The sequence below is a fragment of the Kitasatospora sp. NPDC023118 genome, from assembly GCF_055560875.1.
In genome coordinates, this window is sequence record NZ_JBVHHW010000027.1 from 81,639 (window position 1) to 107,404 (window position 25,766).

21 protein-coding genes, 1 pseudogene and 1 riboswitch are annotated in these 25,766 nt (G+C 71.7%); of the genes and pseudogenes, 8 read left to right on the forward strand and 14 right to left on the reverse strand.

Going from position 1 to position 25,766, the window contains the following annotated elements; genetic code table 11:
* Positions 1 to 25: 25 nt before the first annotated feature.
* The 3 genes from ACZ3UD_RS29335 to ACZ3UD_RS29345 all read left to right on the forward strand — a co-directional run bounded on the left by ACZ3UD_RS29335 (position 26) and on the right by ACZ3UD_RS29345 (position 4,159).
* Positions 26 to 892 (forward strand): 3-hydroxybutyryl-CoA dehydrogenase, encoded by an 867-nt coding sequence (locus ACZ3UD_RS29335; RefSeq protein ID WP_465594158.1) that lies wholly within the window; start codon positions 26 to 28, stop codon positions 890 to 892.
* A gap of 48 nt (positions 893 to 940) precedes the next feature.
* A riboswitch (cobalamin riboswitch) is annotated at positions 941 to 1,136 on the forward strand.
* Positions 1,137 to 1,286: 150 nt separating this feature from the next.
* Complete coding sequence (gene metE, locus ACZ3UD_RS29340) at positions 1,287 to 3,650, forward strand: 5-methyltetrahydropteroyltriglutamate--homocysteine S-methyltransferase (RefSeq protein ID WP_465594161.1); 2,364 nt, start codon at positions 1,287 to 1,289, stop codon at positions 3,648 to 3,650.
* Positions 3,647 to 4,159, forward strand: coding sequence for an acyl-CoA thioesterase (locus ACZ3UD_RS29345; RefSeq protein WP_465594164.1), 513 nt, complete (start codon positions 3,647 to 3,649; stop codon positions 4,157 to 4,159). Before metE ends, ACZ3UD_RS29345 begins: the two co-directional genes overlap by 4 nt.
* Positions 4,160 to 4,523: 364 nt before the next feature.
* On the opposite strand, the gene ACZ3UD_RS29350 is transcribed toward ACZ3UD_RS29345, so the two are convergent.
* The 8 genes from ACZ3UD_RS29350 to ACZ3UD_RS29385 form a co-directional block, all read right to left on the reverse strand.
* A complete protein-coding gene (locus ACZ3UD_RS29350; protein WP_465594167.1) occupies positions 4,524 to 6,188 on the reverse strand; it encodes a CocE/NonD family hydrolase in 1,665 nt (554 codons plus the stop codon).
* A 416-nt stretch (positions 6,189 to 6,604) separates the two neighbouring features.
* Entirely contained in the window at positions 6,605 to 7,549 is a 945-nt protein-coding gene (locus ACZ3UD_RS29355; RefSeq protein ID WP_465594170.1) for an L-tyrosine/L-tryptophan isonitrile synthase family protein, read from the reverse strand.
* A 78-nt stretch (positions 7,550 to 7,627) separates the two neighbouring features.
* Positions 7,628 to 8,908 (reverse strand): cytochrome P450 family protein, encoded by a 1,281-nt coding sequence (locus tag ACZ3UD_RS29360; protein WP_465594173.1) that lies wholly within the window; start codon positions 8,906 to 8,908, stop codon positions 7,628 to 7,630.
* Positions 8,909 to 8,937: 29 nt separating this feature from the next.
* On the reverse strand, positions 8,938 to 10,755 hold the full coding sequence (asnB, locus tag ACZ3UD_RS29365; RefSeq protein WP_465594176.1) for an asparagine synthase (glutamine-hydrolyzing): 1,818 nt from the start codon (positions 10,753 to 10,755) through the stop codon (positions 8,938 to 8,940).
* Between the two features lie 28 nt (positions 10,756 to 10,783).
* Positions 10,784 to 12,154, reverse strand: coding sequence for an MFS transporter (locus ACZ3UD_RS29370; RefSeq protein WP_465594179.1), 1,371 nt, complete (start codon positions 12,152 to 12,154; stop codon positions 10,784 to 10,786).
* A gap of 282 nt (positions 12,155 to 12,436) precedes the next feature.
* Positions 12,437 to 13,012, reverse strand: coding sequence for an ATP-binding cassette domain-containing protein (locus ACZ3UD_RS29375; protein ID WP_465594221.1), 576 nt, complete (start codon positions 13,010 to 13,012; stop codon positions 12,437 to 12,439).
* A 60-nt stretch (positions 13,013 to 13,072) separates the two neighbouring features.
* Positions 13,073 to 13,609 carry an ABC transporter permease subunit gene (locus ACZ3UD_RS29380; protein WP_465594182.1) on the reverse strand — a complete coding sequence of 179 codons (537 nt, stop codon included), beginning with the start codon at positions 13,607 to 13,609 and terminating at the stop codon, positions 13,073 to 13,075.
* A complete protein-coding gene (locus ACZ3UD_RS29385; protein ID WP_465594185.1) occupies positions 13,561 to 14,148 on the reverse strand; it encodes a CGNR zinc finger domain-containing protein in 588 nt (195 codons plus the stop codon). The genes ACZ3UD_RS29380 and ACZ3UD_RS29385 overlap by 49 nt, the downstream gene beginning before the upstream one ends.
* 26 nt (positions 14,149 to 14,174) lie before the next feature.
* Between ACZ3UD_RS29385 and ACZ3UD_RS29390 the strand changes: the two genes are divergently transcribed.
* From ACZ3UD_RS29390 to ACZ3UD_RS29400, 3 genes are all read left to right on the forward strand, one after another.
* Positions 14,175 to 14,666 (forward strand): GNAT family N-acetyltransferase, encoded by a 492-nt coding sequence (locus tag ACZ3UD_RS29390; protein ID WP_465594188.1) that lies wholly within the window; start codon positions 14,175 to 14,177, stop codon positions 14,664 to 14,666.
* A 65-nt stretch (positions 14,667 to 14,731) separates the two neighbouring features.
* Positions 14,732 to 16,009 carry an MFS transporter gene (locus ACZ3UD_RS29395; RefSeq protein ID WP_465594224.1) on the forward strand — a complete coding sequence of 426 codons (1,278 nt, stop codon included), beginning with the start codon at positions 14,732 to 14,734 and terminating at the stop codon, positions 16,007 to 16,009.
* Positions 16,010 to 16,171: 162 nt separating this feature from the next.
* Positions 16,172 to 17,503, forward strand: coding sequence for a S28 family serine protease (locus ACZ3UD_RS29400; RefSeq protein WP_465594191.1), 1,332 nt, complete (start codon positions 16,172 to 16,174; stop codon positions 17,501 to 17,503).
* A gap of 37 nt (positions 17,504 to 17,540) precedes the next feature.
* Here ACZ3UD_RS29400 and ACZ3UD_RS29405 read toward each other — a convergent pair whose 3' ends face one another.
* A complete protein-coding gene (locus tag ACZ3UD_RS29405) occupies positions 17,541 to 18,056 on the reverse strand; it encodes a MarR family winged helix-turn-helix transcriptional regulator (protein WP_465594194.1) in 516 nt (171 codons plus the stop codon).
* Positions 18,057 to 18,169: 113 nt separating this feature from the next.
* Here ACZ3UD_RS29405 and ACZ3UD_RS29410 point away from each other — a divergent pair, with 113 nt between their 5' ends.
* Positions 18,170 to 18,955: an alpha/beta fold hydrolase gene (locus ACZ3UD_RS29410; protein WP_465594197.1), complete on the forward strand. Its 786-nt coding sequence runs from the start codon at positions 18,170 to 18,172 to the stop codon at positions 18,953 to 18,955.
* 57 nt (positions 18,956 to 19,012) lie between these two features.
* Positions 19,013 to 19,582, forward strand: a complete 570-nt coding sequence (locus ACZ3UD_RS29415) for a cupin domain-containing protein (RefSeq protein ID WP_465594200.1) — start codon at positions 19,013 to 19,015, stop codon at positions 19,580 to 19,582.
* Between the two features lie 1,025 nt (positions 19,583 to 20,607).
* On the opposite strand, the gene ACZ3UD_RS29420 is transcribed toward ACZ3UD_RS29415, so the two are convergent.
* The 5 genes and pseudogenes from ACZ3UD_RS29420 to ACZ3UD_RS29440 all read right to left on the reverse strand — a co-directional run.
* Positions 20,608 to 21,252, reverse strand: coding sequence for a response regulator transcription factor (locus tag ACZ3UD_RS29420; RefSeq protein WP_465594203.1), 645 nt, complete (start codon positions 21,250 to 21,252; stop codon positions 20,608 to 20,610).
* Positions 21,204 to 22,505 (reverse strand): sensor histidine kinase, encoded by a 1,302-nt coding sequence (locus ACZ3UD_RS29425; protein ID WP_465594206.1) that lies wholly within the window; start codon positions 22,503 to 22,505, stop codon positions 21,204 to 21,206. The genes ACZ3UD_RS29420 and ACZ3UD_RS29425 overlap by 49 nt, the downstream gene beginning before the upstream one ends.
* A 15-nt stretch (positions 22,506 to 22,520) precedes the next feature.
* Positions 22,521 to 23,324, reverse strand: a complete 804-nt coding sequence (locus tag ACZ3UD_RS29430; RefSeq protein ID WP_465594209.1) for a lysostaphin resistance A-like protein — start codon at positions 23,322 to 23,324, stop codon at positions 22,521 to 22,523.
* A gap of 439 nt (positions 23,325 to 23,763) precedes the next feature.
* Positions 23,764 to 24,497: pseudogene (locus ACZ3UD_RS29435) on the reverse strand (IS256 family transposase); the annotation flags it as partial.
* Between the two features lie 154 nt (positions 24,498 to 24,651).
* On the reverse strand, positions 24,652 to 25,766 hold a 1,115-nt coding region (locus ACZ3UD_RS29440; protein WP_465594212.1), incomplete at its 5' end, for a glycoside hydrolase family 15 protein.

Below are 25,766 nucleotides of genomic sequence, written 5' to 3' on the forward strand. Positions count from 1 at the left end.
CCGCCCGCCCTGTACGGAGGCAGCCATGAACGAGATCCGACGGGTCGCCGTCGTCGGTGCCGGGCAGATGGGCTCGGGCATCGCCGAGGTCTTCGCCCGCGCCGGCCTGGACACCATCGTCTGCGAGAAGGACCCAGCCGCGCTGCGGGCCGCCCGCAGCCGCATCGACCGTTCCCTGCACCGCGCCGTCGACCGCGGCCGCATCGACCCGACCGACCGTGAGGACACCTGGGCGCACCTGCTGTTCGCCGACGACCTGGAGGCGCTCGCCGACCGCCAGCTCGTGATCGAGGCCGTCGTCGAGGACGAGGCGGTGAAGACCGACGTGCTCACGACCCTGGACAAGGTCCTCGCCGACGAGGACGCCGTCCTGGCCACCAACACCTCCGCCATCCCCGTCACCCGCCTGGGCATCGCCACCACCCGTGCCTCGCACGTCCTCGGCCTGCACTTCTTCAACCCCGCCCCCGTGATGCCGCTGGTGGAGCTGGTCTCCTCGCTGCACACCGACCGGGCCGTGCTGGAGCGGGTGGAGGCCTTCGCCCGGGACCCCCTCGGCAAGCACGTCATCCGCTCCCGCGACCGGGCCGGCTTCGTCGTCAACTCCCTGCTCGTGCCGTACCTGCTGTCCGCGATCCGGATGGCCGAGGCCGGCCACGCCACCCCGGAGGACATCGACGCCGGCATGGTCCACGGCTGCGCCCACCCCATGGGCCCGCTCCAACTCGCCGACCTCATCGGCCTGGACACCGTCGAGGCCATCGCGCAGTCCCTGTATGAGGAGTACAAGGAGCCGCTGTACGCCCCGCCGCCGCTGCTCTCCCGCATGGTCGAGGCCGGACTGCTCGGCCGCAAGAGCGGCCGGGGGTTCCACCGGCACGCCGACGGCTGAACCCCGTCGACCCGAGGCAGCGGGTGCGGCTAGGGTGGGCGGTGCAGCTGGTTCGCCCCGTCCGCCAGGCGGGATGCGTCGCAAGAGGGAATCCGGTGCGAGTCCGGAACTGCCCCGCAGCGGTGAGTGGGAACGAAAGCCGTCAACAGCACTGGGAGCCCCGGCGGGCCCCTGGGAAGCGACGGCCGGTAGGAGCCGGTACGGCCGAAAGGCCCGGCGTGCCCACGAGTCCGAAGACCTGCCACTGCCCGTGCGCCGCGGCGGCGCACGGTCTCACCGGGACCTCGTGGGCGGGTCGGCGGCGGCACGGGCAGGGCGGACGTCACCGTCCCCGGCCCGCTCCTTCGCGCACCCCGCCCGGCGGGGTCCATGCGAACTCGCGAAGGAGAGTTCCGTGACCCGCACCACCGTGTACCCCACCACCCCGCACCGTTCGGCGGCGACCGTCCACGGCTACCCCAGGCAGGGGCCGAACCGCGAACTGAAGCGGGCCGTCGAGTCGTTCTGGGCCGGTCGCAGCTCCGCCGCCGACCTCCTGACCACCGCCGCCGAGCTGCGCCGCGCCGTCTTCCGGCAACTCGCCGAGGCCGGGTTGGGCGAGATCCCGAGCAACCACTTCTCGCTCTACGACCACGTCCTGGACGCCGCCTGGATGGTCGGCGCCGTCCCGCCCCGCCACGTGAAGGCCGCCACGGACCTGCAGCCCGGTACCCCGGAGCACACCCTCGCCGTGTACTTCGCCATGGCACGCGGCACGGAGGGCGCCGAACCGCTGGAGATGACCAAGTGGTTCGACACCAACTACCACTACCTCGTCCCCGAACTCGGCCCCGACACCGTCTTCCGCGCCGACCCCGGCAAGCCGCTCACCGAGTTCGCCGAGGCCGAACTCCTCGGCCTCACCACCCGCCCGGTCCTGCTCGGCCCGATCAGCTTCCTGCTCCTCGCCAAGCCGGCCCCCGACACCCCGGCGGGCTTCCAGCCCCTCACCCTGCTCGACCGGCTCCTCCCCGTCTACGCGGAGATCCTCGCGAGCCTGCGCGCCGTCGGCGCCGACTGGGTACAGCTCGACGAGCCCGCGCTGGTCCGCGACCAGCCGCCCGCCGTCCTGAACGCCACCGCCCGCGCCTACCGCGACCTGGCCGCCGTCACGCACCGGCCCAAGCTGCTCGTCGGCTCCTACTTCGACGCCCTCGGCGACGCCCTGCCCGTCCTCGCCACATCACCCGTCGAAGGCCTGGCGCTGGACTTCACCGGCCCTGCCGCCGCCAACCTCCCCGCCCTCGCGGCCATCGGAGGACTACCCGGCAAGCGCCTGGTCGCCGGCGTCGTCGACGGCCGCAACATCTGGGCCGCCGACCTCGAAAAGGCCCTCGCCACCCTCGCCACCCTGCTCGGCCTCGCCGACCACGTCGACGTCGCCCCCTCCTGCTCCCTGCTGCACGTACCCCTCGACGCCACCGCCGAACGCGACCTCGACCCGCAGGTCCTGCGCTGGCTCGCCTTCGCCCGCCAGAAACTGGACGAGACCGTCACCCTCGCCCGCGCCCTGGGCGAGGGCCGCGACGCCGTCGCCCCGCAGTTCGCCGCGAACCGCGCCGCCCGCAGCTCCCGCACCCGCTCCGCGCTCACCCACGACCCCGCCGTCCGCGCCCGCTGCGCCGCCACCACCCCCGCCGACAGCCACCGCGCCGCTCCCTACCCCGAGCGTGCCGCCGCCCAGCAGGCCCGGCTCGCCCTGCCGCTCCTGCCGACCACCACCATCGGCTCCTTCCCGCAGACCGACGCGCTGCGCGCCGCCCGCGCCCAGCTGCGCACCGGCCGCATCGACGCCGCCACCTACGAGCAGCGCATCGAGGCCGAGATCCGCGAGGTCATCGCCTTCCAGGAGAAGGCGGGCCTGGACGTCCTCGTCCACGGCGAGCCGGAACGCAACGACATGGTCCAGTACTTCGCCGAACAGCTCACCGGCTACCTCGCCACCCGCCACGGCTGGGTGCAGTCCTACGGCACCCGGTACGTCCGGCCGCCGATCCTGGCCGGCGACGTCTCCCGCCCGCACCCGATGACCGTCGACCGGTACCGCACCGCCGCCGCGCTGACGGATCGTCCGGTCAAGGGCATGCTCACCGGCCCGGTCACCATGCTCGCCTGGTCCTTCGTCCGCGACGACCAGCCCCTGGCCGACACCGCCCGCCAGGTCGCCCTCGCCCTGCGCGACGAGGTCACCGACCTCGAAGCCGCCGGCGCAGCCGTCATCCAGGTCGACGAACCCGCCCTGCGCGAGACCCTCCCCCTGCGCCGCGCCGCCCACGCCGACTACCTCGCCTGGGCCACCGACGCCTTCCGCCTCACCACCAGCGCCGTCCGCGCCGACACCCAGATCCACACCCACATGTGCTACGCCGAGTTCGGCGACATCCTCAGCGCCATCGACGACCTCGACGCCGACGTCATCTCCCTGGAAGCCGCCCGCTCCCGGATGGCCGTCACTGCCGAACTCGCCGGCGCCAGCTACCCGCGCCAGGTCGGCCCGGGCGTGTACGACATCCACGCACCCCGCGTCCCCGCCACCGCCGAGATCACCGAGCTGCTCCTCGTCGCTCTGGCTCGTACCCCCGCCGAACGGCTCTGGATCAACCCCGACTGCGGGCTCAAGACCCGCCGCTGGGACGAGGTCCGGCCAGCCCTGGAACACCTCACCGACGCTGCCCGCGCGGTCCGCGCCACCCTCGCCACCCCGGACGGCGACCGGTGACCGCCCCGGCCCCGGCCGCGCCGGAGAACTCCGCTCGGACACCCGCCGACTCCGCGGTGACGCTGGCCCACATCATGAGCGAGCACGACACCAACCTCTACGGCACCGTCCACGGCGGCGTCGTGATGAAGCTCATCGACGACGCGGCAGCCGCGGCAGCAGGCCGGCACGCCGGCATACCGGCGGTCACCGTCTCGGTAGAGGAGATGACCTTCCTCGCCCCGGTCCAGGCCGGCGACCTGCTCACCGTCCGAGCCCAGGTCATCCGCGCCGGACGCACCTCGATGGACGTCGCAGTGGTCGTCACCGCCGAACGGTGGAACACCACCGGCCCGGTCAGCCGGGTCGCCACCGCTCACCTGGTCTTCGTCGCCATCGGCCCCAACGGGCAGCCCCACCGCGTTCCCGCGCTCCACCCGCTCTCCCCCGCCGACCGACGCCGCGAACGGCTCGCCCGCGACCAACGCCGGACCCACCACAACCGGCCGAGCCCGTCCGGCAGCGAGTAAGCCAGTGCCGGCCGGTCCTCCTCCGACCGGCCGGCACCACCTGCCCGAACTTCGTCTTTCCGTTGGGTCCCGTGCCACGGCCCGCACTCGCGCTTCGACCGCAGCCCCCGCGTCGACTCCGGTTCGTTGACCTTACGCACAGCGTGCCAACGACAGCCGTCACCCTTCGTTACCGCCGATACGGGACAGAGCCGTTGGCTGGACAGCCCCGTCGTCGACCGGCGCCCCTGTGCGCGAGGGCGCCGGTCGGCGGTTCAGGTGGCGGGGGCCACCTCGGAGCCGAGTCTGAGCGCGGGGATGTCGACGCTGTATCTTGCGCTCGGTGCCGGCGGAAGGTGGTGCCCGGATCCCCGCTCCGGGATGGTCAGCTCAGCGGGATGTCGAGGTAGGACGGGTCGTCCTCCGTCGAGGACACCGTGAGGGTGGCGCGCGGCTGGTTGGCGTCCCCGTAGAACGGGTCCCTGCCGTCGAGGACGAGCATCAACCGGTGACCGGCCCGGACGTCGTAGCCGGTGGCCTGCAGTTCGACGTCGGCCGTCACCGGCTGTCCGGGCTCCGCGTCGAGATTGGTGAACGGGGCGTGCGTGATGATGTTCGCGCTGCCGTCTGCGGCCACGTCGAAGAGGTAGGCGACGAACGTCGACTGCCCGGCGCTCGGCGTGTAGGTGAGGTGCAGCCGGGGGACACCGCGCAGCCGGGTCGCGACCGCCGTCGGGGTGCTGGTCCACACCCCCGCGTCGGCGCGGCTGATGGCGCCGGTCGGGTAGGTCTTCGGGTTGCCGGCCATCTCCGCGTAGCCGGTGCTGATGATCGCGCCCGCGACGGTGGCGGGGGTGTCCGCGTCGGTCTGGAAACCGGCACTGAAGGCGGAGCCTGGCTTCGCGGTGAGGGCGCCGTCGTCCTCACCGTCGGGTGCGGCGGCGAGGTAGAGGCGCTCGGGGCGGCCGGTGACCGTGTCCCAGGTGGGCCGGGACTCCAGCGTCTTGTTCCACATGATCTGGCTGATCACCTGGCCCTCGTCGCCGATGCCGTTCTCGGCACCCTTGAGGTGGTGGTTCAGCCAGCGGTGGGCGTCCTTCCAGATCCGGTTGGGCAGGCCGACCATGCCGGTCATCTCGGGGCCGGAGTGGTCGCCGATCGAGAGGTTGATGCGCTTGGGCCCGGTCAGGGCGTTGAACATCTTCAGCGTCTGATTGGTCGGGAACAGCGTCTCGTGCCAGGCGTGCGCGAAGTACACCGGCACCCGGCGTTCGTTGAGCCTCTCCACGTAGGTGTACGGGGAGCGCTCGGCCGCCCACTTCAGCGCCGCCTCGATGTTCTGGTTGCTCAGGACGTCGTCGAAGGCCCGCTGCGTGCTCTTGCTGAGCCGGGCGCCGGCCTGCTGCGCGGCGCCCAGCAGGGTCTGGACCGCCGCTACGTGCCGGGTGGTGTTCTCGTAGAAGGCCTCGCTCAGGTCGCCCCAGGTGCTGAGCGCGACGACCGCGTCGATCCGCTCGTCCTGGGCGGCGGCCAGCTGGCTGATGCCGGAGCCGTACGAGTCGCCGAGGAAGCCGACCTTCGGGGCGCCGGCCTGTTCGACCGGGTAGCCGGCCTGTTCGATCAGGTAGTCAAGGGCCCTGCCGGCGTCCTTGACGTCGAGTTCACCGGCGACCTCGACCTCGCCGCCGGAGGCGCCGAAGCCGCGGGCGGTGTAGGCCAGGACGTTGTAGCCGGCGAGCGCGAAGCGGGTGGCCTGTACCACGTAGACCAGCCAGCCGAGACCTGTCCACGGGGAGGGCATCACGATCCCGGGGCACTGCTTGGCGTTGCGGAGCTGCTTCCACAGCATCCCGTCCAGCTCCACACCCTCTGCACCGGGCACCCTCACCCTGGTCGCCCGGGCCAGGGCTCGGGCCTCGTCGATCTCGGCTGCCCGGGCGGGGGCCATCCGACCGGTGTCGCCGCTCGTCAGCGCGGCGAGGAACTGCGCCAGCGTTCCCTCGTCCAGCTCCGGGTACAGGCTCGTCGGCTGCGTCTGCTCTGAAGTCACGTCAGTCCCATCCGCTTCGTCGAAGGCGCACGGCATCCACCCCGAACCCGGGGCTACATTCCGTGCCGCCATGATTACGCCACGCTACAGAATGGCAGGGGTGATCGGCTGGCAAACCCGCACAAGAACAGCGGTTGCCCTACGGGCTTCGGACATGCACCACTGCTCGACAGCGCGCACTCGCCGGCCCGAGGACCGCCGGTCGGGGAGCCGATGACCCATGGTCCCGTCGAGGCCGTCGCTGATCACCTCATGCCACTGGGTCTACTGCGGGTTGATGCGGGTGCGCGGTGGTCGAGCGTCCGCTCACCGGTGACCCGCTGATCGCTTTCGACCACCGCGCATCAGCGAGAGCAGTGAGCGATCCGGTGTGAGCCCGGGGTCCACCCGTAGGTGGCCCCCGGACCGCCGGCTGTCTATACGGTCTCGACGTGACTGGGACGGCCGTCGCGCAGCACGATGCGGCCGAGCTGTTCGGCCTCGCTGCGCCGCATCAACTCCCAGCCCCCGTCGGGTCGGTGGACGACGACGGAGTGCCAGGGGGTGGTCCAGGCGTCCTTGGTGTCGAGCAGTCGGATGCCGAACTTGGCGGCGCCGCGCCGCTGGGGGTGGATGGACAGCCGGACCGAGCGGGGGTGCCGTTCGGCGATCAGGTCGCCCCAGGCCCGGCTTCGCTGGATGACGCCGTAGGCGCGCTGCCTGCACTCGCGCTGGAGGGCGGATCGGGTGCCCTCGAAGTCGACGGTGTCGTCGGTCAGGAAGCGGGTGATACCCAGGTAGAGGGCCAGGGCGGCGTCGTCCGCCTTGACCTCCGAGCGCAGTTCCTCGACGGTGGGCGCGTACTGGGCGTGCACCCGGGCACGCTTCTCGTCGTAGGGGAGGCCGCCGAGGACGTCGCGCAGGTCGAACACCGAGAGGTGGGAGAGGTGTTCGCGGTCGATCATCGCGGCCAGTTCGTCGGAGTAGGCGTCGATGTGGTGGTCCGGGACGCGGATCAGGTCGCCGAAGATGTGCCCGTCCGAGCAGATCACCATCCGCGCGCCGGGCGGGTACACCTGGTGGACGGCCGCGCAGAGCTCGTTGAGGAAGGTGAGGGACAGGCGCTCGCCCTCGTCGGGGAGGTGTCCGAGGACTTTGGCGGGGCTGGGTGACTTGCAGGGGAAACCCGGCAGGGTGAACACGATCCGGTCGCCGGCGGCGACGAACTCGGCGAGCTGCCGAAGCTGGACCGGGAACGCGGAGACGGGCGCCGGAGCATCGGGGTCCGCGGCGCGGCGGTAGGGCAGGAGCAGCTCCAGGATGGCGGCGCAGGTGCGTTCGACGGATGGCCGGGGTGATGGTCTGGTGCCGACGGGCGGCATGCGGTCCTCCACGAGGGCATGGCTGGATAGCGCCCCGGCGCTGGTGTCGGGGCGTGCGGTCAGGGATTCAGAGCTGTGTCAGGTGCGCTTGTCGTAGCTGACGGGCAGCTGGTTGACGCCGCGGGCGAGGACGGCGGGGATCCACTCGAGCTCGTCGAGGTCGGTGGCAGGCCGCAGGCCGGGCAGGCGCGCGAGCAGGGTGCCGATGGCGATCCGGAGTTCGGCGCGGGCCAGGGCGGCGCCGGGGCAGAAGTGAATGCCGTGTCCGAAGGCCAGGTGGGAGTTGGGCGTGCGGTCGAGGTCGAGCGTGTCGGCGTCGGGGAACTGCTCGGGGTCGCGGTTGGCCGCGCAGAGGGAGACGATCACCGAGTCCCCGGCCGGGATACGGGTGCCGTGCAGGTCGCTGTCCTCGGCGAAGAACCGCCAGGTGGTCAGTTCGAACGCGCTGTCGTAGCGCATCAGTTCCTCGACGGCCCGGGGCAGCAGCGCGGGTTCGTCGCGCAGGCGGGAGAGCTCGTCGGGGTGGCGCAGCAGGGCGATCAGCATGGTGCTGATCTGGTTGGTGACGGGCTCCTGGCCGGCGACGATCAGCTGGAAGATCATGGAGTCGAGTTCTTCCTGGCTGAGCTCCCCGCGGTCCTTGGCCACGACGAGCCGGCTGAGCAGGTCGTCCTGCCAGTGCTCGCGCTTGTGGGCGACCACGTCGGCGATGTACGTCTGCAGGGCGCGGAGCCGGCCCTCGTAGGCGGGTCGGCCCGGGTCCTGGGGGCCGACCGGTTGGACGACCTTGCCCCAGTCCCGGTCGAATCGTGTCGCCAACTCAACTGGCAGGCCGATGACTTCGGCGAGCACCCGGAACGGGAAGTGTGCGGCGAAGCCCTGGACCAGGTCGGCGCCGCCCTCGCCCGGAAGACCGTCCACCAGGGCGTCGGCGATCTCCTGGAAGCGGGGGCGCAGGGCCTCGATGCGACGCGGCGCGAAGGCGTCGAGGACGAGGCGGCGCATGCCGGTGTGCTTGGGCGGGTCCTGGTGGAGCAGGTGGACCTGGAGCCGGGAGTGCTGGGGCTCGGGCATGATCGAGGCGAGCTTGCGCCAGGTGTCGTTGCCGAGTGAGTGGTTCTTGCCCAGGCGCGGGTCGCCCAGCGTCTGCTGAGCGGCTTCGTAGCCGGTGACCAGCCAGGCGGCTATGCCGCTGGGGAAGCGAACCCGGTGCACGGGGCCGGCCTCGCGCATCTCGCGGTAGAGGTCGTAGGGGTCGCTCTTGTAGGCGCTGCCGTAGAGCGCTATCGGCTCGTCGGCGGTGGCGCCGGTGACGGGGCAGCGGGGTGCGGCGGGCGGGTTCTGCTCGGACTGGGCCATGCCGGTCTTCCTTCGGGGACGGGTGGGGGTCAGAGGGTGATGGCCGGGCGGTAGTGGTCCAGCCACAGGGCGAGGTCGACCACTCGCTCCAGGCGCAGCCGGTGGGCCCACTGGAGCTGGTCGGCCGGGGTGTCCAGGCCGGGCTTGATCCGACTCTCGTCGACCAGGTCCTTCACGGTGGGCAGGACTTCGCGGGCCATCTGCTGGAGACCGCTGTTGTACTCGGGGTGGTGGGTGGCGGGGTAGTGGTTCTTGGGCCGCCACAGGACGGACTCCGGCGCGATGCCGGTGCCGGTGGCGCGCAGCAGGCTCTTCTCGCGTCCGTCGTAACTCTTGATGGACCAGGGGGTGTTGAAGGCGTACTCGACGAGGCGGTGGTCACAGTAGGGCACCCTGACCTCCAGGCCCTGGGCCATGCTGAGCCGGTCCTTGCGGTGCAGGAGTTGGCGTAGCCAGCGGGTCAGGGAGAGGTGCTGCATCTCCCGTTGGCGGTGCTCCACTTCGTCCTCGACGCCGAGGTGTGGAACGGCGGTGAGGGCGGTGCGGTAGGTGTCCGCGCGGAACTCGCCGATCCGCAGGACCTCCGCGAGGCCGGGGTTGAGCGGGATTGCGGCTTCGTCGCCGGTGACCAGCAGCCAGGGGAAGGTCTTGGCGGCGAGCGCCTGCGGGTTGTGGAACCAGGGGTAGCCGCCGAAGACCTCGTCGGCGGCTTCGCCGGAGAGCGCGACGGTGGAGTGCCGCCGGATCTCGCCGAAGAGCAGGTAGAGCGAGGTGTCCATGTCGCCGACGCCGATCGGCGAGTCCCGGGCGACGACCACGGCCCTGCGGTGCTCGGGGTCGAGCAGTGCACGCGGGTCGAGGACCACCGTGCTGTGGTCGGTCCCGATGAAGGCGCCCGCCTCGGTGGCGTACGGGGTGTCGTGGCCGGTGCGCAGGATGTCGCCGGTGAAGTGCTCGGCCTGATCGCTGTAGTCGACGGCGTATGAGCGCAGGCGTGCCTGCGGCCCTTCGCTGAGCCGCAGTTCGTCGGCGACGAGCGCGGTGATGACGGTGGAGTCGAGCCCGCCGGAGAGCAGGCTGCACAGCGGTACGTCCGCCTCCAGCTGGGCCCGTGCGGCCCGGTTCACCAGGGAACGTGCCTGTTCGACGGTGGCGTCCCGGTCGTGCTCGTGCGGGCTAGCTTCCAGCTGCCAGTACAGTCGCTCGCGCACGCCGTCGCGGCCGATGGTGAGCAGCCCGCCCGGCTGGACCTCGCGGACGCCGGCCCACACGGTGGGCCCGGTGTTGAACAGGAGGCTGTACGCCTCGCGCAGCCCGGCCGCGTCGACCCGGGGGCTCAGCTCGGGGTGGGCGAAGAGCGCCTTCGGCTCCGAGCCGAAGGCGAGGCCGCCGTCGATCTCGGCCCAGAACAGCGGCTTGACACCCAACCGATCGCGCACCAGTAGGAGTTGCTCGCTGCGCTCGTCCCAGATCGCGAAGGCGTACATGCCTTCCAGTCGGTCGACGACGCCTTCGCCCCACTCCTGGTAGGCGCGCAGGACCACCTCGGTGTCGCTGCGGGTGCGGAACTCGTGGCCGAGGTGGTGCAGTTCGGCGCGCAGCTGGTGGTGGTTGTAGACCTCGCCGCTGTAGCTGAGCACGACACCGGACGGGTCGGCCATCGGCTGCGCTCCGCCCGTGAGGTCGATGACGGAAAGCCTGCGGTGGCCGAGCGCGGCGTGCGCGCCGAGCCAGACTCCGTCGGCGTCAGGGCCACGGCGGGCCATGGTGGCGGTCATCGCCTCGACGACCGGGGCCTGGGAGCGGGCGTCCTGGTGGAACGACACCCAGCCGGTGATTCCGCACATCGGGTGCTCTCCTTGAGGTGGCGTGCAGTCAGGTGGTCTGCGCGAGGCCGGCGGTCCGTCGGCCGTGGACGGCGAGCAGGAGTGCGGCCACGCACGCGGCGGCTGCGGCGAGCCCCAGTCCGGCCCGTACGCCGCCGACGCCGTCCCCGCCCAAGCCCCAGGCGGCGGTGGCGAGGGCGGGCCCGAGGGTGAAGCCGAGGCTGCGGGCGAGCTGGACGGCCGACCCCGCGGTGGCAATCCGGTCCGGTGGTACGGCGGTCATCACCAGCGACTGGACGGGCCCGCCGTACAGGCCCATGCCGACACCGGCCAGAGTCAACCGCCACGCGACGTCGGCCAGAGACCAGCCGGCGTCCAGCGGGACGAGCAGCAGCAGGCCGAGGGCGGTCACGGTGGCGCCGGCGGTGGCGAGCGGCCGGGCCCCGAAGCGGTCCGCGAGCCGTCCGCCGAGCGGCCCGGCCAGGCCCATCCCGAGCGGGAAGCAGAGCGTGGTCAGCCCGGTGGCGGTGGCGCTCACCGCATCGTCCAGCTGCAGGTACAGGACGAGCACGTAGCGCATCGCGGCGAAGCCCGCCGCCAGAGCGAGGACGGCTCCGTTGACCCCGTACGTCCGGGAGTCCCGCAGCGTCGAGCCGACGGGCCTCCCGCCGGGTCTTCTCAGCCACAGGACGGCCAGCGGGACGGCCGGGACGGCCAGCAGCAGCCAGACCGGCGAGCTCGGGGAGAGGGTCAGTGCCAGCAGGAGCGCTGCTATGGCGCCGCCGACCAGGCCCGCGTCACCGAGCGAGGACCGGTCGGGCAGGCGCAGCCGACCGCCGAGCGGTGCGTTGCGACGTGCGATCAGCAGGGCGGCCACGCAGGCCGGAAGCTTGACGAGGAAGATCGCCCGCCAGCCGAGGTGGTCGAGCAGCAGCCCGCCCACCGCCGGTCCGGCGACCGCTCCGAGCGGCCCGAGGGTGGCCGGCACGCTCATCGCGCGCCCGCGCAGCTCGGGCCGTACCGAACGGGCGGCAAGCACCGGCATCAGGACGAACAGGACGGCCCCGAAGGCCCCCTGGGCCAGCCGGGCGATGACCAGCCAGACGGCCCACGGGGAGACCGCGGCTGCCGCGCTGCACAGGGCGAAGCCGCCCACTGCGAACATCAGGGCAGGGCGAGTCCCGACCTGGTCGAGCCAGCGCCCGGCGGGCAGCAGCAGGGCCACCACCGGGAGTTGGTAGCCGAGCACCGCCCACTGCGCGGCCTCGGCGGAGATACCGAAGCCTCGCGAGAGGTCGGGGAGGGCGAGATTGACGATGTTCATGTCGAGCATCGCCACGAAGGACAACATCCCGGCCACCGCGACCAGGCTCCAGCGGTCCGCGTTCTGCGGCGAGTTGACCTCCACGGCGCGGGTCATTCCGCTGCTCCCGGTGTCCGCCGCGCGGTCGGTCTTCTGCGGCGGTACCGGAAGTCCTGGCCCTGCTGCGGCATGGTCCGTCCCTCCGTCGTGGCGGACGCCGCCGGGCGACGGCGTCCGTCACAGCAGTCGGCCTATGGCCCGACCGAGTTCCAGAACAGACCGGTGATTTTCGGAAATCATTTCGAGCGAGGTCCTCGGGACACCCTGCGCCGCGGGCCACCAGGTCCACGCGGCGCAGGCTGCCAGCACGCAGCCGAAGACCGTCCGAGGAACGGTCCGTCAGGTCGTCAGGGCAGACGAACGGCTCTCCACACGCCTCAAGTCCCGCGTACGAGGGCCGCTCCGGCTACCTGCGGGCTTCCCACCCGGGCGGCAGCCATCGTCCGACTCCGCCGAGCGCGGCCGTGCGACGAGCTCGTCCCGGGCGCGGGCGACCCGTGAACGCACCGTCCACCGCGCCGCTGCTGCCCGCCGGAGAGGCTGGCGGTGCGGCGGTGTTCGAGACCGTCGTCGGCCGGCAGCCGGACGGTGCCGCAGCAGGTCAGGTACGGAGACGCCACGGCGGTCGGCGGCGGTCTCGGTGATGAGCCGGTCGACGCGCATGCGGGGGTTGAGTCCGGAGCCGGGGTCCTGGCCGACGAAGGCGAGCTGGTGGCGGCGCAGTCGGCGCAGTTCCTCGGACGGGAGGGTGAGGATGTCGTGGCCGAGGACGGTGAGGCTTCCGTCCGTGACCTGCGCGCCGGGTGGCAGGGCGCCGGTGAGGGCGCGCAGCAGGGAGGTCTTGCCCGCGCCGGAGGGTCCGGTGATGGCGGTGACGCGGCCCGGGGTGAGGCTGAGGGTGCCGCCGGTGAGCAGCGGGGGTTTCCCGGAGGGTGACGGACAGTCCGGTGGCGCGGGCGGCGGGGACGGGCGTGCTCACAGCGGGGTCTCCGGGGTGGGCCGGGCGGGGGCGAGGGCTTCGGCGGCGAGGTTGACGCTGATGGCGAGCAGACCGATGGTCAGGCAGGGCGCGCCGACGGCCCACGGGTTGAGGGTGATGCCGGGGGCGTTCTCGCGGATCATCAACGCCCAGTCGGCTTCCGGGGGTTGGGGGCCGAGCTGGAGGAAGGCGGCGACGGAGACGATGTAGACGCCTTCGACGAAGCGCAGGCCGAACAGGGCGAGGACGGTGGAGCGCAGGTTGGGCAGGATCTCGTGGACGGTCAGGCGCCAGAGGTTCTCGCCGCCCGCGGCGGCGGCCTCGACGTACCCGGCGGTCGCGATGGGCGCGGCCGCGGCGGCGACGATCCGTACGGCATAGGGGATGCCGAGGAAGGTGGCGGCGGCTGCGACGGCGAGGCGTCCGCCGCCGGGCCAGGCCAGGGCGATGAGCGTGATCGCGAGGACGGACGGCAGCAGGATCGTCAGGTCCGCGGCGCGTTCGATCCACCGGCCGAGGGTCGGGCGCAGCACCGCACCACGCCGTTCGCCGACTGTGCTGCGGTTGCGCGGTGGCGGCGGACCGCGTCGCGGTTGGCGCACCGTGGGGAGCAGTAGCGCTGGCGGCCGGTTCGCGTGGTGTCGGCGAAGATCGTGGTGCACTCGGCGACGGCGCACCGGCCGAGCCGGTGCATGCCGCGCCCCACCAGGTGGAACGCGGTGCCGACGGCGATCAGTGAGGACAGTACGGCGGTGAGCGGCTGGTGGTCGTCGCGGTAGTGGAGGTGCCAGCCACCGTCCGAGTGGTCGGTCAGCCGGGGGTGGGCGGCGCCGGCGGCCAGCATCCGGTTGAGCCGCTCGGCCCGCTCGCGTTCGTCCGCCGCGTCGACCACCTCCTCCCAGGCGTCCAGCAGGGTGAGGGTGCGGGCCAGGTCCTGCGGCGGGACCGGTCCGTCGACCACCAGCCCGGCCGCGCGGCAACGCTCCGTCAGCTCCTCGACGGTTCCCGGACGTCGGTTGGCCAGGTCCGCGGCGAGGTTCACGACGTCCTCACCGTAAGGGTTGAGTTGCATAAGGCCATTACATCAGGCTGGTCGGCATGAGTCACCACACCGGCACGCGGGTCGTCGTACGCCCTGCGGAAGTTGACGATGTAGCGGAACTCGTCCGGCTGCGCGCGCTCTCGTTCGACTTTCCCTGGGCCAACCGCGGCATCCCTCCTGCCGGGGAGGAGGCCTGGTGCGACGCCCTGTCCGCGGTGCTGCACGGGCAGATCGAGGCGGACGACGTGCGGGTCCTCGTCGTCGACGGCGGGAACGGTCTCGCGGCCTACGGCGTCGGCAGCGTCGAACAGCGGCTCCCGAGCCCGCACCTGCGCACCGGCCGGGTCGGGCTGGTCATCGGGATCGCCACCGATCCGAAGTACCGCAGGCGCGATCACGGACTCGTGATCCTGCGGGACCTCCTGGAGTGGTTCCGCGAGCGAGGCGCCTACCGGGTGGACCCGCTGGCCTCCGTCGAGGGAGAGCCGCTCCGCCGCGAACTCGGCTTCGCCGACCACTGCTGCGCGGCCCCGGACCGGCGCCCGTGAACGAGCACACCACGACCAGCCGCACCGTGATCGACCGAGCCGCGACCGACCGCACCACGAACGGGGTGCGGCACGACTCCCGGAACACCGCTCACCTGCCCCGGTACCGCTGGGTGGTCCTCGCCATCGCCACCTTCACCCAGGCGGCCTCCAGCTTCTTCGTGCAGGGCATCGGGGCGATGGCCGTCCCCCTCCAACGCTCGCTGGACCTCAGTACCGCCCAGCTGGGGTTACTCCTGTCGGCTTCCCAACTGGTCCCGCTGGTCGGCCTGCTGGTGGCCGGTGAGCTGCTGGACCGCCACAACGAGCGCTGGGTCGTCGGCATCGGCGCCGGCGTGGTCGCCGCAGGCCTGCTCCTCGGAAGCCTGGCGCAGGGGTATGCGTCCCTGCTCGTCGTCCTGCTGGTCGTCGGCGCCGGCTACAGCACCGCGCAGCCCGGAGGCAGCAAGTCGGTGGCGGCCTGGTTCGACCCCGCACGGCGCGGGCTGGCGATGGGCGTGCGCCAGGCCGGACTGCCGCTGGGCGGGGCGATCGCCGCCGCTGTCCTGCCGGCGGTGGCCGCGTCCTACGGGTGGCGGACGGCGCTGATGGTCGGCGGGCTGGTCGCGCTCCTGGGAGCCGTGCTCTTCATGACCCTCTACCGGCGGCCACCCGCCACTGCGGCCGCCCGGCCCGTCCCGGGCGACACTCCCGACGACGCACCGCCCGATGTGCCGGAGGGGAGCCCGTCCGTTTCGCCGCCGGCCCGGCTGCGGATGCTGCGCGAGCGCTCCATGACGAGGATCCTCCTGTCCGGCATGAGCCTGGTCTCGGTGCACGGCGGCGTCGGCGTCCTCGGCGCGCTGTACCTCCACGACGTGACGTCCCTCGGCGCGGGCCCGACCGCCGCCGTCCTGGTAGCGGCCCAGGTGGCAGGGGCGATCGGCCGGATCGCCCTGGCGGCCTGGAGCGACCGCAACCGCGCCGGACGCTACCGGCCCGTCCTGGTCAGCATGGCCGCGGTGGCGGCGGGCCTGACCGCCCTGACCACACCGGCCGGCCAGTCCCCGCCGGCGGCCGCCCTCCTGTTCACCTGGCTCGGCTTCTTCGGCATCGGCTGGTACGGCCCCTGGGTCGCCCACCTCGCGGAATCAGCCCCACCGGGCCGGACCGGCTTCACCCTCGGCCTGATCATGGCTGTCAACCAACTGGCCGTCATCCTGGTCCCGCCCGCCCTCGGGCTGCTCCGCGACACCACCCACAGCTTCACCCCCGCGTGGGCGGCCCTCGCCGTGGTCACGGCCGTGACACTCGCGGTCACCGCACGCAGCGAGCGCACTCGCCGGACGAAGGCCATGCCATGAGTGCCGGATGGCTGTCAGCGGGATCTCGGCAGTGTGAACGGTCGCCCGGGGAGGGGTGCGCGTCTCCCCTTCGGGAGGGAGGCGGATCCCCCCTCGGAGTGGGATCCGCTCAGGTCGGAGGCCCGGTTGACTGGGAGTCGACGACGACGGGGAGGAAGACCCATGCTGCGCAGGCAACTCGGACGGCTGCTGGCCACGACGGCGACGGCGGTGGTGATGATGCTGGCCGGAACGGCCGCTGTGCCCGCTCAGGCGGCGGAGACCGGACCGGCCGACATCCGAGCGGCCATCGAGGCGGTGCCGGGCCTACGGATCGTGGAGGAGAAGCCGGCCGCGCCCGGGTTCCGCTTCTTCGTCCTGACGCTGCACCAGCCCGCCGACCACCGCCACCCCGAGCGGGGCGGCTTCGAGCAGCGGCTCACCCTCCTGCACCGCAGCGCCGACCGCCCGACCGTGCTGTACACCAGCGGCTACGGGGTCTCCACCGCCCAGTACCGCTCGGAACCCGCCGAACTGCTCGACGGCAACCAGGTGAGCACCGAGCAGCGGTTCTTCGGCACCTCCCGGCCCGAGCCCGCCGACTGGAACGACCTCGACATCTGGCAGGCCGCCGCCGACCACCACCACGTGATCGAGGCCCTGCGCGCGGTCTACCGAGCGCCGTGGATCTCCACCGGCGGCAGCAAGGGCGGCATGACCACCGTCTACCACCGCCGGTTCTACCCGCAGGACGTGGCCGGCTCCATCGCCTACTCGGCGCCGAACAACGTCGACGACCGCGACGACTCCGCCTACCTCGACTTCCTGCGCACGGTCGGCACCCCCGAGTGCCGAGGCGCCCTGCAGGCCGCGCAGCGGGCCCTGCTGGAACGCCGCACCGCCCTGGTCGCCCGGTACCAGGCGTGGGCCGACTCCCGGGGCGACCGCTTCCAGTTGGTCGGCAGCGCCGACAAGGCCTTCGAGATCGCCGTCCTGCGCGCGCCGTTCATGTTCTGGCAGGGCCGCGGACAGGCCGCGTGCCCGGCGGTGCCTGCTCCGGACGCCACCGACGACACCCTGTACGACTGGCTCTCCGAGGTCGCCCAACTGCCGGTCTACGCCGACGCGGTGGCGAACGAGTTCATCCCGTACTTCTACCAACTGGGAAGCCAGCTCGGCTACTTCCCGGTCGAGACGGCCCACCTGGCCGACCTGCTGCGCTACCCCGGCGCCACCGAGCCGCGCACCTTCGTCCCCCGCGACGTACCGCTGCGGTACCGGCCGCAGGCGATGCGCGACGTGGACCGCTGGGTCCGCACCCGCGGTGAGCGCCTGATGTTCGTCAACGGCGCCGCCGACCCCTCGGTCGCCGAACCCTTCCGCCTGGGCGAGGGCTCCCGGGACTCGTACCTGTTCCAGGTCCCGGGCGGGACGCACTCGGTACGGATCTCCCAACTCCCCACCGCCGACGCCACGGCGGCCACCGCCACGCTGCGCCGCTGGGCCGGCGTGTAGGAGGGGGCTGCCGGGTGGTACGTGCGCCCCCGGGCGGCTACTTACCGGCTCCCGGCGGTGCCGGAGTGTCGCCGTAGGACTCCAGCAGGCCGGTCAGCAAAGCGGCGAGGTTCTCGCGGTCATCGCCGCCGAGGCCCTGCAGCAGGCGGTCCTCGTTGGCCAGGTGCAGGGGCAGGAGGCGGTCGATGGTCTCCAGCCCGTGGCCGGTGAGACGGATCTTCACCGTTCGGCGATCGCCCTCGTCCCGGACCCGGGTGACCAGGCCCTTGTCCTGCATCCGGTCCACCCGCAGCGTGATGGCCCCGGTGGTGACCAGGGATGTGCGGAGGAACCCCCCCGCGGTCAGTTCGTAGGGGGCGCCGGAGCGCCGCAGTGTGGACAGCACGTCGAACTCGCCCGGTTCCAGGCCATGTCCGGCCAGGAAGTCCTTGATCTCCTTGTCCCACATGCGGGAGATCCGCATCAGGCGCCCGACGACGCCGATGGGCGAGAAGTCGACGTCGGGGCGCTCCCGGCGCCATTGCTCCAGCAGTGCTCCGACCGCGTCGGTCATGGGCCATCCACCTCCAGAGGTTTATCTTAGCACTCATTTAGTTGACGCTCGCCTGAGCGCTCATTATCTTAGCTATCATCTAATCGGCACTGATCTTACGAGCGGTGATCCTTATGCCTTTAATCCCGGTCCGCGGTACCGAAGTCCACTACGAAGTCGACGGCCGGGGGCCCGGTCTGGTGCTGGTGCACGGCACCGGCGGCGACGCCGACAAGGTCTTCGGCAACGTGGTGGACCACTTCACCGGAACCCGTACCGTGGTGCGGCCCAACTTGAGCGGCAGCGGGCGAACCACGGACGACGGCACAGCCCTGACCGTCGAACTCATCGCCGACCAGGTCGCCGCGGCCACCCGGGCGGCGGTGGACGGCCCGGTGGACCTGCTCGGTTTCTCCCTCGGCGCGGTCGCCGCCGCCGCACTCGCGGCCACCCGGCCGGAGCTGGTGCGCCGCCTCATCCTGGTCGCCGGCTGGGCCCACTCCACCGGCCCGCGCGACCAGTACTACTTCCAGACATGGCGCAAGCTGCTGGACACCGATCGCGAAATGTTCAAGCGCTTCTCGGCTCTGACCAGCTTCAGCGCGGCAGCGCTGGACCGCTTCGGCCACCAGGGGCTCGCGGACTCCCTGGCGGACGCCTGGCCGCCGCCCGGCATCGGCCGCCAGATCGACCTCGGCGCCCGGGTGGACCTCCGCCCCCTGCTCTCCGCCATCACCGCACCCGCTTTGGTGGTCGGGTTCGCCGACGACGCGATGATCCCCGTCGAGGGCTCGCGGCAGCTGCACGCCGGCATCGCCGGCAGCCGACTCGTCGAGGTCGAGGGCCAGGGGCACATGGACTGGTTCGCCGACCCGACCGGCCTGGTCGGGCTCACCCGCGCATTCCTCGACGCCGACTGACCGCCGCCGCGCCATCGCCCCCTTTCCGTACACGAGGACCAACCAGAGGAGATCGACGTGTCCTTCCTGTCACCCGACTACCCCGAGATCATCTACGACCGGGACGAGGGCGAGGCCGGTGTCGCCTCGTTCCGCCCGGCCGGGACGCCGCCCGACTACGTCGCGCCGAACGGGTCGGCGTTCCACTACCTGTCGACCCGGCTCAGCACGAACGGGCTGTACGGCCTCTACCAGAACCGGCTCACCGGCCAGGTCGGCGGCACCAGCCCGCACTTCCACAAGACGATGTCCGAGTCGTTCTACGTCTTGTCCGGCGAGATCCACATCTTCGACGGCGAGCGCTGGTTCGACGCCTCCCAGGGCGACTACCTCTACATTCCACCGGGCGGCGTCCACTCCTTCGGCAACATCTCGGGAGAGCCGGCCGAGTTCCTGATGCTCTTCGCCCCCGGCGCCGCACGGGAGGGCTACTTCGAGGGCCTGGCCGACGTCGCGGCCATGACCGACGAGGAGCGGGCCGCGTTCTTCGTCCGCCACGACAGCTTCTTCACCGACATGACCAAGGGCCCCGCTGCGGACTCGTGGCAGGATCGGGCGGCCTTGCGCAAGTCCTTCAAGACGCGCTGAACACGGTTCTCGTCGTCTGCCGCCCCCAGCTCTTCGGCCTGCCCGGGGTTCATCGACGGGTTGTCGCTCCCGCAGGCGGAGAGGGCGAGGAGGACTGGCCACCACCGTCAACATCTGCGGCCACCTGCTCCCCCAAGCCGCCCGCGAAGCCGTCACCGCCCTCGCCGACGCACTCGACCACGCAGACCTCCCCCGCGAGATCACCTGACGGATCATCGGGCGGCGCGATTACCCCGCACTCATCTCACCCGCAAACCGCCAGGTCACAGCGCCGGGCGCGACCACCCTGCGACCACACGTTCCCGGGAAACGAGTGAGAGCGGGCACCTGGTTTCCCAAGTGCCCGCTCTCACAACCGACTTCACAGTCGGGACGACAGGATTTGAACCTGCGACCCTTGACCCCCAGCGGGTCTGACCGGCGATCGCACGAACCACCAGGCGCGCGAGTCAGGCCGCGCTCTCCCACCGTTCCCCCGCGCCACATTTGGTTGGGTTGCCACACGCCGCCGACGACCTCCGTGAGGCCGCATCAGGCCCGCCGGACGGCCGTCATGGAGACCGCGGCTCCGGCGCCGGGCGCAGCTGTGTCGGCAACCGGGGCGGCTGCGGCAGCGGCCATGACGGGCCGTCTGCCCACGGCGCCGGCCGTACGCGGTGGTAACGCTGCGTCATGTCAGCTGTGGGACCGTGGGCAACCGAGGCTTCTGCGGCTCGACGGCTTCGAGTGATGGCCGGGGTGGTGCGTCGGCCTGGATGCCCGGCACACCGAGCCGGGCATCCGCTGTGCCTGGGAGCGGAACGCTGACCGGTGAAGATGCAGGCCAAGACCCTGTCTGCTCTGGATTGTCACTGTCGACGACCCGTGACATACCGCTACCGCCGACGGTGCATTACGAACGAGCGGTCGGCGCTACAGGCGATCGAGGAGCCAGGTGCCGTGCTCGGCGGTCATGAAGGTGTGTCCTTCATTAAACGGTGTTGAAGTCACGGCTGCCCACTGAGCAACCATCGCGGACCGAGCCGTTAGCGCTTGAGGTAGGTGAGGACGGCCAGGACGCGGCGGTTGTCGTCGGCGGAGGGCTCGATGCGGAGCTTGGTGAAGATGCTCGCGGTGTGCTTGGCGACGGCGCTCTCGCTGATGTGAAGGGTGCTCATGATCGCGGCGTTGGATCGGCCCTCAGCCATGAGTTTGAGGACATCGTGTTCGCGCGGGGTGAGGTCGGCGGTGGTACCGCGGGCGTTGCTGCGAGCGAGGAGTTTGGTGATGACCTGGGGGTCCATAACGGTGCCGCCGGAGGCGACGGTGCGGAGGGCGTCGATGAACTGAGCGGTGCGGGTGACGCGGTCCTTGAGCAGGTAGCCGATTGCGCCCTGGCCGCCGGCGAGGAGTTCGTGGGCGTAGAGCTGGTCGACGTACTGGGAGAGGATCAGCACGGGCAGGCCGGGGCGTTCGCGGCGGGCGGCGAGGGTGGCCTGGAGGCCCTCGTCGGTGAAGGTCGGGGGCAGGCGGATGTCGACGACGGCGACGTCGGGTTCCAGCTCGCGCAGGGCGCGCAGGAGCTCGGGGCTGTTGTCGACGGCGGCGACGACCTCGCAGCCGTAGTCCTGGAGGGTTCGGATCAGGCCGTCGCGGAGGAGGAAGAGGTCTTCGGCGATGACGACGCGCACGGTATCTCCAGGGTCGCGATGGTCGGTCCGCCCGGCGGGCTGTGCAGGGCGAGGATCCCGTCGAAGGTACTCAGCCTGCGCCGGATGCCGTGCAGGCCGCTGCCCCGGGAGGTGTCGGCGCCGCCGCGGCCGTCGTCGGTGACCGTGACGTGCAGGGCGGCGTCCGCGTGGGCGAGGCGTATGCGGACCTCGCGGGCGCCGGAGTGCTTGGCCGCGTTGGCGAGCAGCTCGCCGACGGCGAAGTAGGCGGCGGACTCGACGGGGGTCGGGAGCCGCCCGGGCAACGCGGTCTCGACGTGGACGTCGAGGTGGCTGTCCAGGGCGAGGGAGCGGACGGCGTCGCCGAGGCCGCGGTCGGTGAGGATCGGCGGGTGGATGCCGTGGACGAGCTCGCGGAGGTCCTGGAGGGCTCGGGCGGAGGTGGCCCGGACTTCGAGGAGGAGTTCGCGGCCGGCCGGTGGATCGGTGTCGAGCAGGCGGGTGGCCTTGTCCAGGGTGAGGCCGAGAGTGACGAGGCGGGCCTGGGCGCCGTCGTGCAGGTCCCGTTCGATGCGCTGGAGTTCGGCGGCCTGGGCGTCGAGCGCGTCGGCCCGGGTGTCGGTGAGGTGCTCGATGCGGCGGACGAGTTCGGCGGTGCGCGGCGCGGCGAGGACCCGGCTGCTCCAGGCGGCGTGCAGTTCGAGTGTGGTGGGCGCGAGGAGCAGCCCGGCAGCGATGAACCCCAGACCGAGAACGGCGGCGGCGAGCATCGTGGCGGCGGAGTCGACGGGGACGATGGCGTACCAATTGTCGGGGCCGATGAACGGCCAGATGAACGGCTGTACCAGCACACCGAACAGCCCGTAGTCGACGAGTGCGAGCGGCCCGGCGACGAGCAGCCCGCCGACCAGCGGCTCCAGCCAGGCCCATCGGAGGTCGTGCCAGAAGCCCTCGTCGCCGAGGACGGCGACCGCTCGCCCGCGGCGGCTGCCGGTACCGGTGTGGGCGAGCGGTTCGGGTGGGCTGACGGGTGTGCCCGTCCATCGGGTGACCCATGCGCGGTAGCGGTCGGAGAGTTGGCGCAGGGCCGTCGCCGCGGGCGGCAGTAGTGGGAATCCGGCGCCGATGGGGAGGAGCAGCAGCGCGCCGACCACGAGCGAGCCGACGGCGGAGACCGCGAAGGCGTTCAGGGAGAGCAGCTGGCAGCGGCCGAGTGCGATCAGTCGGCTGAGGAGTGGGGGTGGGTTCCCCTGTGGTGTGGTCGTGGTCGTCACGTGTGTTCCCCCGCGTCAGCGCGCCCTGTGCGCCGTCGGCAGAATCCTAGTCGTCGGTCCCCGAAGCACCCACGGGACCATCGCCAGCAGGGCGGCGAGACCGAACAGCATCATGGCCAGGTCCGCGCCGGACTCGTCGTTGAGGAAGAGCAGCATTCCCAGGTTGATGAGGGTGTGGAAGCCGCCGGCGAGCAGCAGCCGGTTCGTCCAGGTGCGGTCCTGGCTGAGCCCGAGGACGACCGACATCGCCACCGTGGCCAGCAGGAACCCGGCCGCGTACGCCGGGGCGTGGGTGAAGACCTGCACGTGCCACAGGCCCCACACCACGCCCACCGTGATCGAGGACATGAGCGGGCCGAACCGGGTCCGCAGGAGAGGCTGGAGCAGACAGCGCCAGCCGATCTCCTCGCCGCACGCGCCGATCAGTTGCGCGACGACGATCAGCGCGAACGGGCTGCCCAGGGTGCTCGGGTCAGTGATCGGGAGGGTGCCCTCGACCCATGCGTAGGTGCCCGCGGTGAGCGCGATGATCAGCGGTGCGGTGAGGAGCATCAGGGAGGGGACGGGGTTCGGGCAGTGTGCGCCCGGCTCACTCGGCCGGCGGGAAGGCAGGGTGCCGACGAGCCGGTGTCGGATCCGGGACGGCCACAGCAGGGCCACCGCCGCCACCCCCAGGGTGGGGCCGAACTGCGTCAACTGGAGGACGACGGTCGGGATCCCCGTCGCGCCCTGCGCCGCGCCCAGTGCCCCCGCCGCCACGAACGCGACGGCGAGGAACACGCCCGCCTCCGCCTTCCACGCCACTTTCTTCGTCTGCATGCCGCCCGTCCCCTGTGGTGATCGTCGTTGCCGTGGTGTGCCGTACGGGCGCTGGGCCCGTCGGTGTCGGGTACGACGATTCCGGTTCGGGGGCGGGCCGCCATTGCGTGTAGCTGCCCGACCGGGGTGTATCCAGATGCACCCCAAGCTGCTCTCATGCGCGGGGCTGAGATCGCCCGGCACAAGACGATCTACGGCCTCGGCGTCCTGAACCCCCTTCCCGGTTCCGCTGCTCCAGTCGGAGCAAAGGTCACCGTGACCCGCTACCGATGGCGAGGTGCTCGCATCCCCAACCCCTGGGTTCCACAGCCCCAATGACGGCAGTCTCCGTGGAGAGCCCGTTGCGTCGAGAGGCGCACGGCGGGTTCGGCGAGCGGCACGGAGAGACGGACCGGGAGCAATCCCGGCACCGCGCTCCGTGCCGACTCGACTGTCGTTCCGGGAAGGCCGCGGCCGCGGTGAGATCGTCCTTGGCCTCCAGCAGCATCTGGCTGACCTTGGGGAACTGCTTGCCGAGCACGTCGGCGACGGCGTCGCGCTGAGCCCGGACCGCGGCTTCGGCGGGCTGAGCGAAGATCGTGCGGATGGTCGCGGCGACCATCTCGCCCGCATCCTTCGGGATGACCGCGAAGGCATTGCGCGGGAAGTGAACGCGACAGCGCTGATAGGCGGCACCGAGCATGACCTTGCGGATCGCCTTCACCAGACCGCTGTGGTGATCGCCGATGACCAACCGGACCCCGGTCAGACCGCGCTCGCGCAGGGAGCGCAGGAACTCGGCCCAGAACACCTCGGTCTCGCTGTCGCCCACCATCAGCCCGAGCACCTCGCGGCCGCCGTCCTCGGTGATCCCGGTCGCGGCGACCACGGCGCGGGAGACGATCTGGTGATTCACGCGCGCCTTGCAGTAGGTGGCATCGAGGTAGACGGGAGCGCCTGGTCGATCCGGCGCCGGCGCTCCAGCAGACTGGGGAAGAAGCTGCCGGTGCGGACCTTGGGGACGGCCAGCTCCAGATCGCCGGCCTGCGTGGTCAGAGTCTTGTCGCGGTGCCCGTTGCGCCAGGTCGTGCACGCGTCGGTGCGCTCACCGGGCTCGGCACCGATCCGGGCGGTCGCCTCGGCCTCGATCAGCTCTTGCAGGATCCGCTGGGCCAGGGCCCTGATCAACTCGATTCCGTCCGGAGCCGCTGGCTGTACAGACCCGGGTCGATCAGCAGCTCGGACGAGCTGGCCGCCGCGGCGGCCACCCCACGGTGACCGCGTGGCCAGCGGCGATGCGCGGGGGCAGGGCGTCGGGCTCGCGGTCGGGCCGGATCAGGGTGACCTCCTATGGGGGCAGCTGCTCGGCGTCGCGAATGGCTTGGGCGGCGTTGATGAGTCCGATGTGGCTGAAGGCTTGCGGGAAGTTCCCGAGGGCCTCCCCGGTGACGGGATCGGCCTCCTCGGCCAGCAGGCCGAGATCGTTGGCGCAGGCAAGAGCGATCTGGAAGACCTGCCGTGCGCGGTGGGTCCGGCCGGTCAGGGCGAGGGCGTGGGCCAGCCAGAAGGTGCAGAGCACGAAAGTGCCCTCCCCTTCCGCAATCTCATCACCCAGGTAGCGGAGCATCAGGCCGTGCCGGTCGGTTAGGTGGGTGGCGATCGTCAGGACCGTGGACTGGATCCGATGGTCCCGCGCAGGCAGGAAGCCGACCATGGGGAGCATCAGCACCGAGGCGTCCAGTGCGTCGCCGTCGAAAGTCTGGGTGAAGGCGCCCACGGACGGGTTCCAGCCGCGTTGCTCGATAGCCTGGCGGATCTGCTCACGCACGTTCCGCCAGCGCGGGATGCGTTCTTCGGCCCTCAGGGCTGGGGCCATGGCGATGGCGCGGTCCAGGGCGACCCAGCACATCAGCTTGGAGTGCACGAAGTGCCTGTCCGGCCCGCGGATCTCCCAGATGCCCCGGTCGGGCTCGTTCCAATGGTCGGCGGCGGCTTCGGCTGCCTGGAGCAGGAAGACGCGGGTGGGCGGGGCGATGCGGCCGTCGGGTGGAAGGGTCTGGTGGGCGGCATCGAGTAGTTCGCCGTAGACGTCCAGCTGGCGCTGACGCCAGGCGTCGTTGCCGGTGCGCACCGGTGCGCTGTCGCGCCAGCCAGCGAGGTGGGGCAGGAGCCGTTCGCTGAGATCGCGTTCGCCGCCGATGCCGTACATGATCTGCAGGTCCACGCCCCGATGGAGCTGGGTGGCGGCTGCCCGGGCGAGGAAGCCGAAGAACCTGTCCTTCTCCTTCTCGCAGGCCGCGGTGGCAAGCGCCTGCAGGGTGAAGCTGGCGTCGCGGACCCAGGTGTAGCGGTAGTCCCAGTTGCGTGTCCCGCCTACGTGCTCGGGCAGGGAGGTGGTGGGCGCGGCGACGACGGCGCCCGTGGGCGCGTACGTCAGCGCGCGTAGCACGCGTCCGCTGTGGC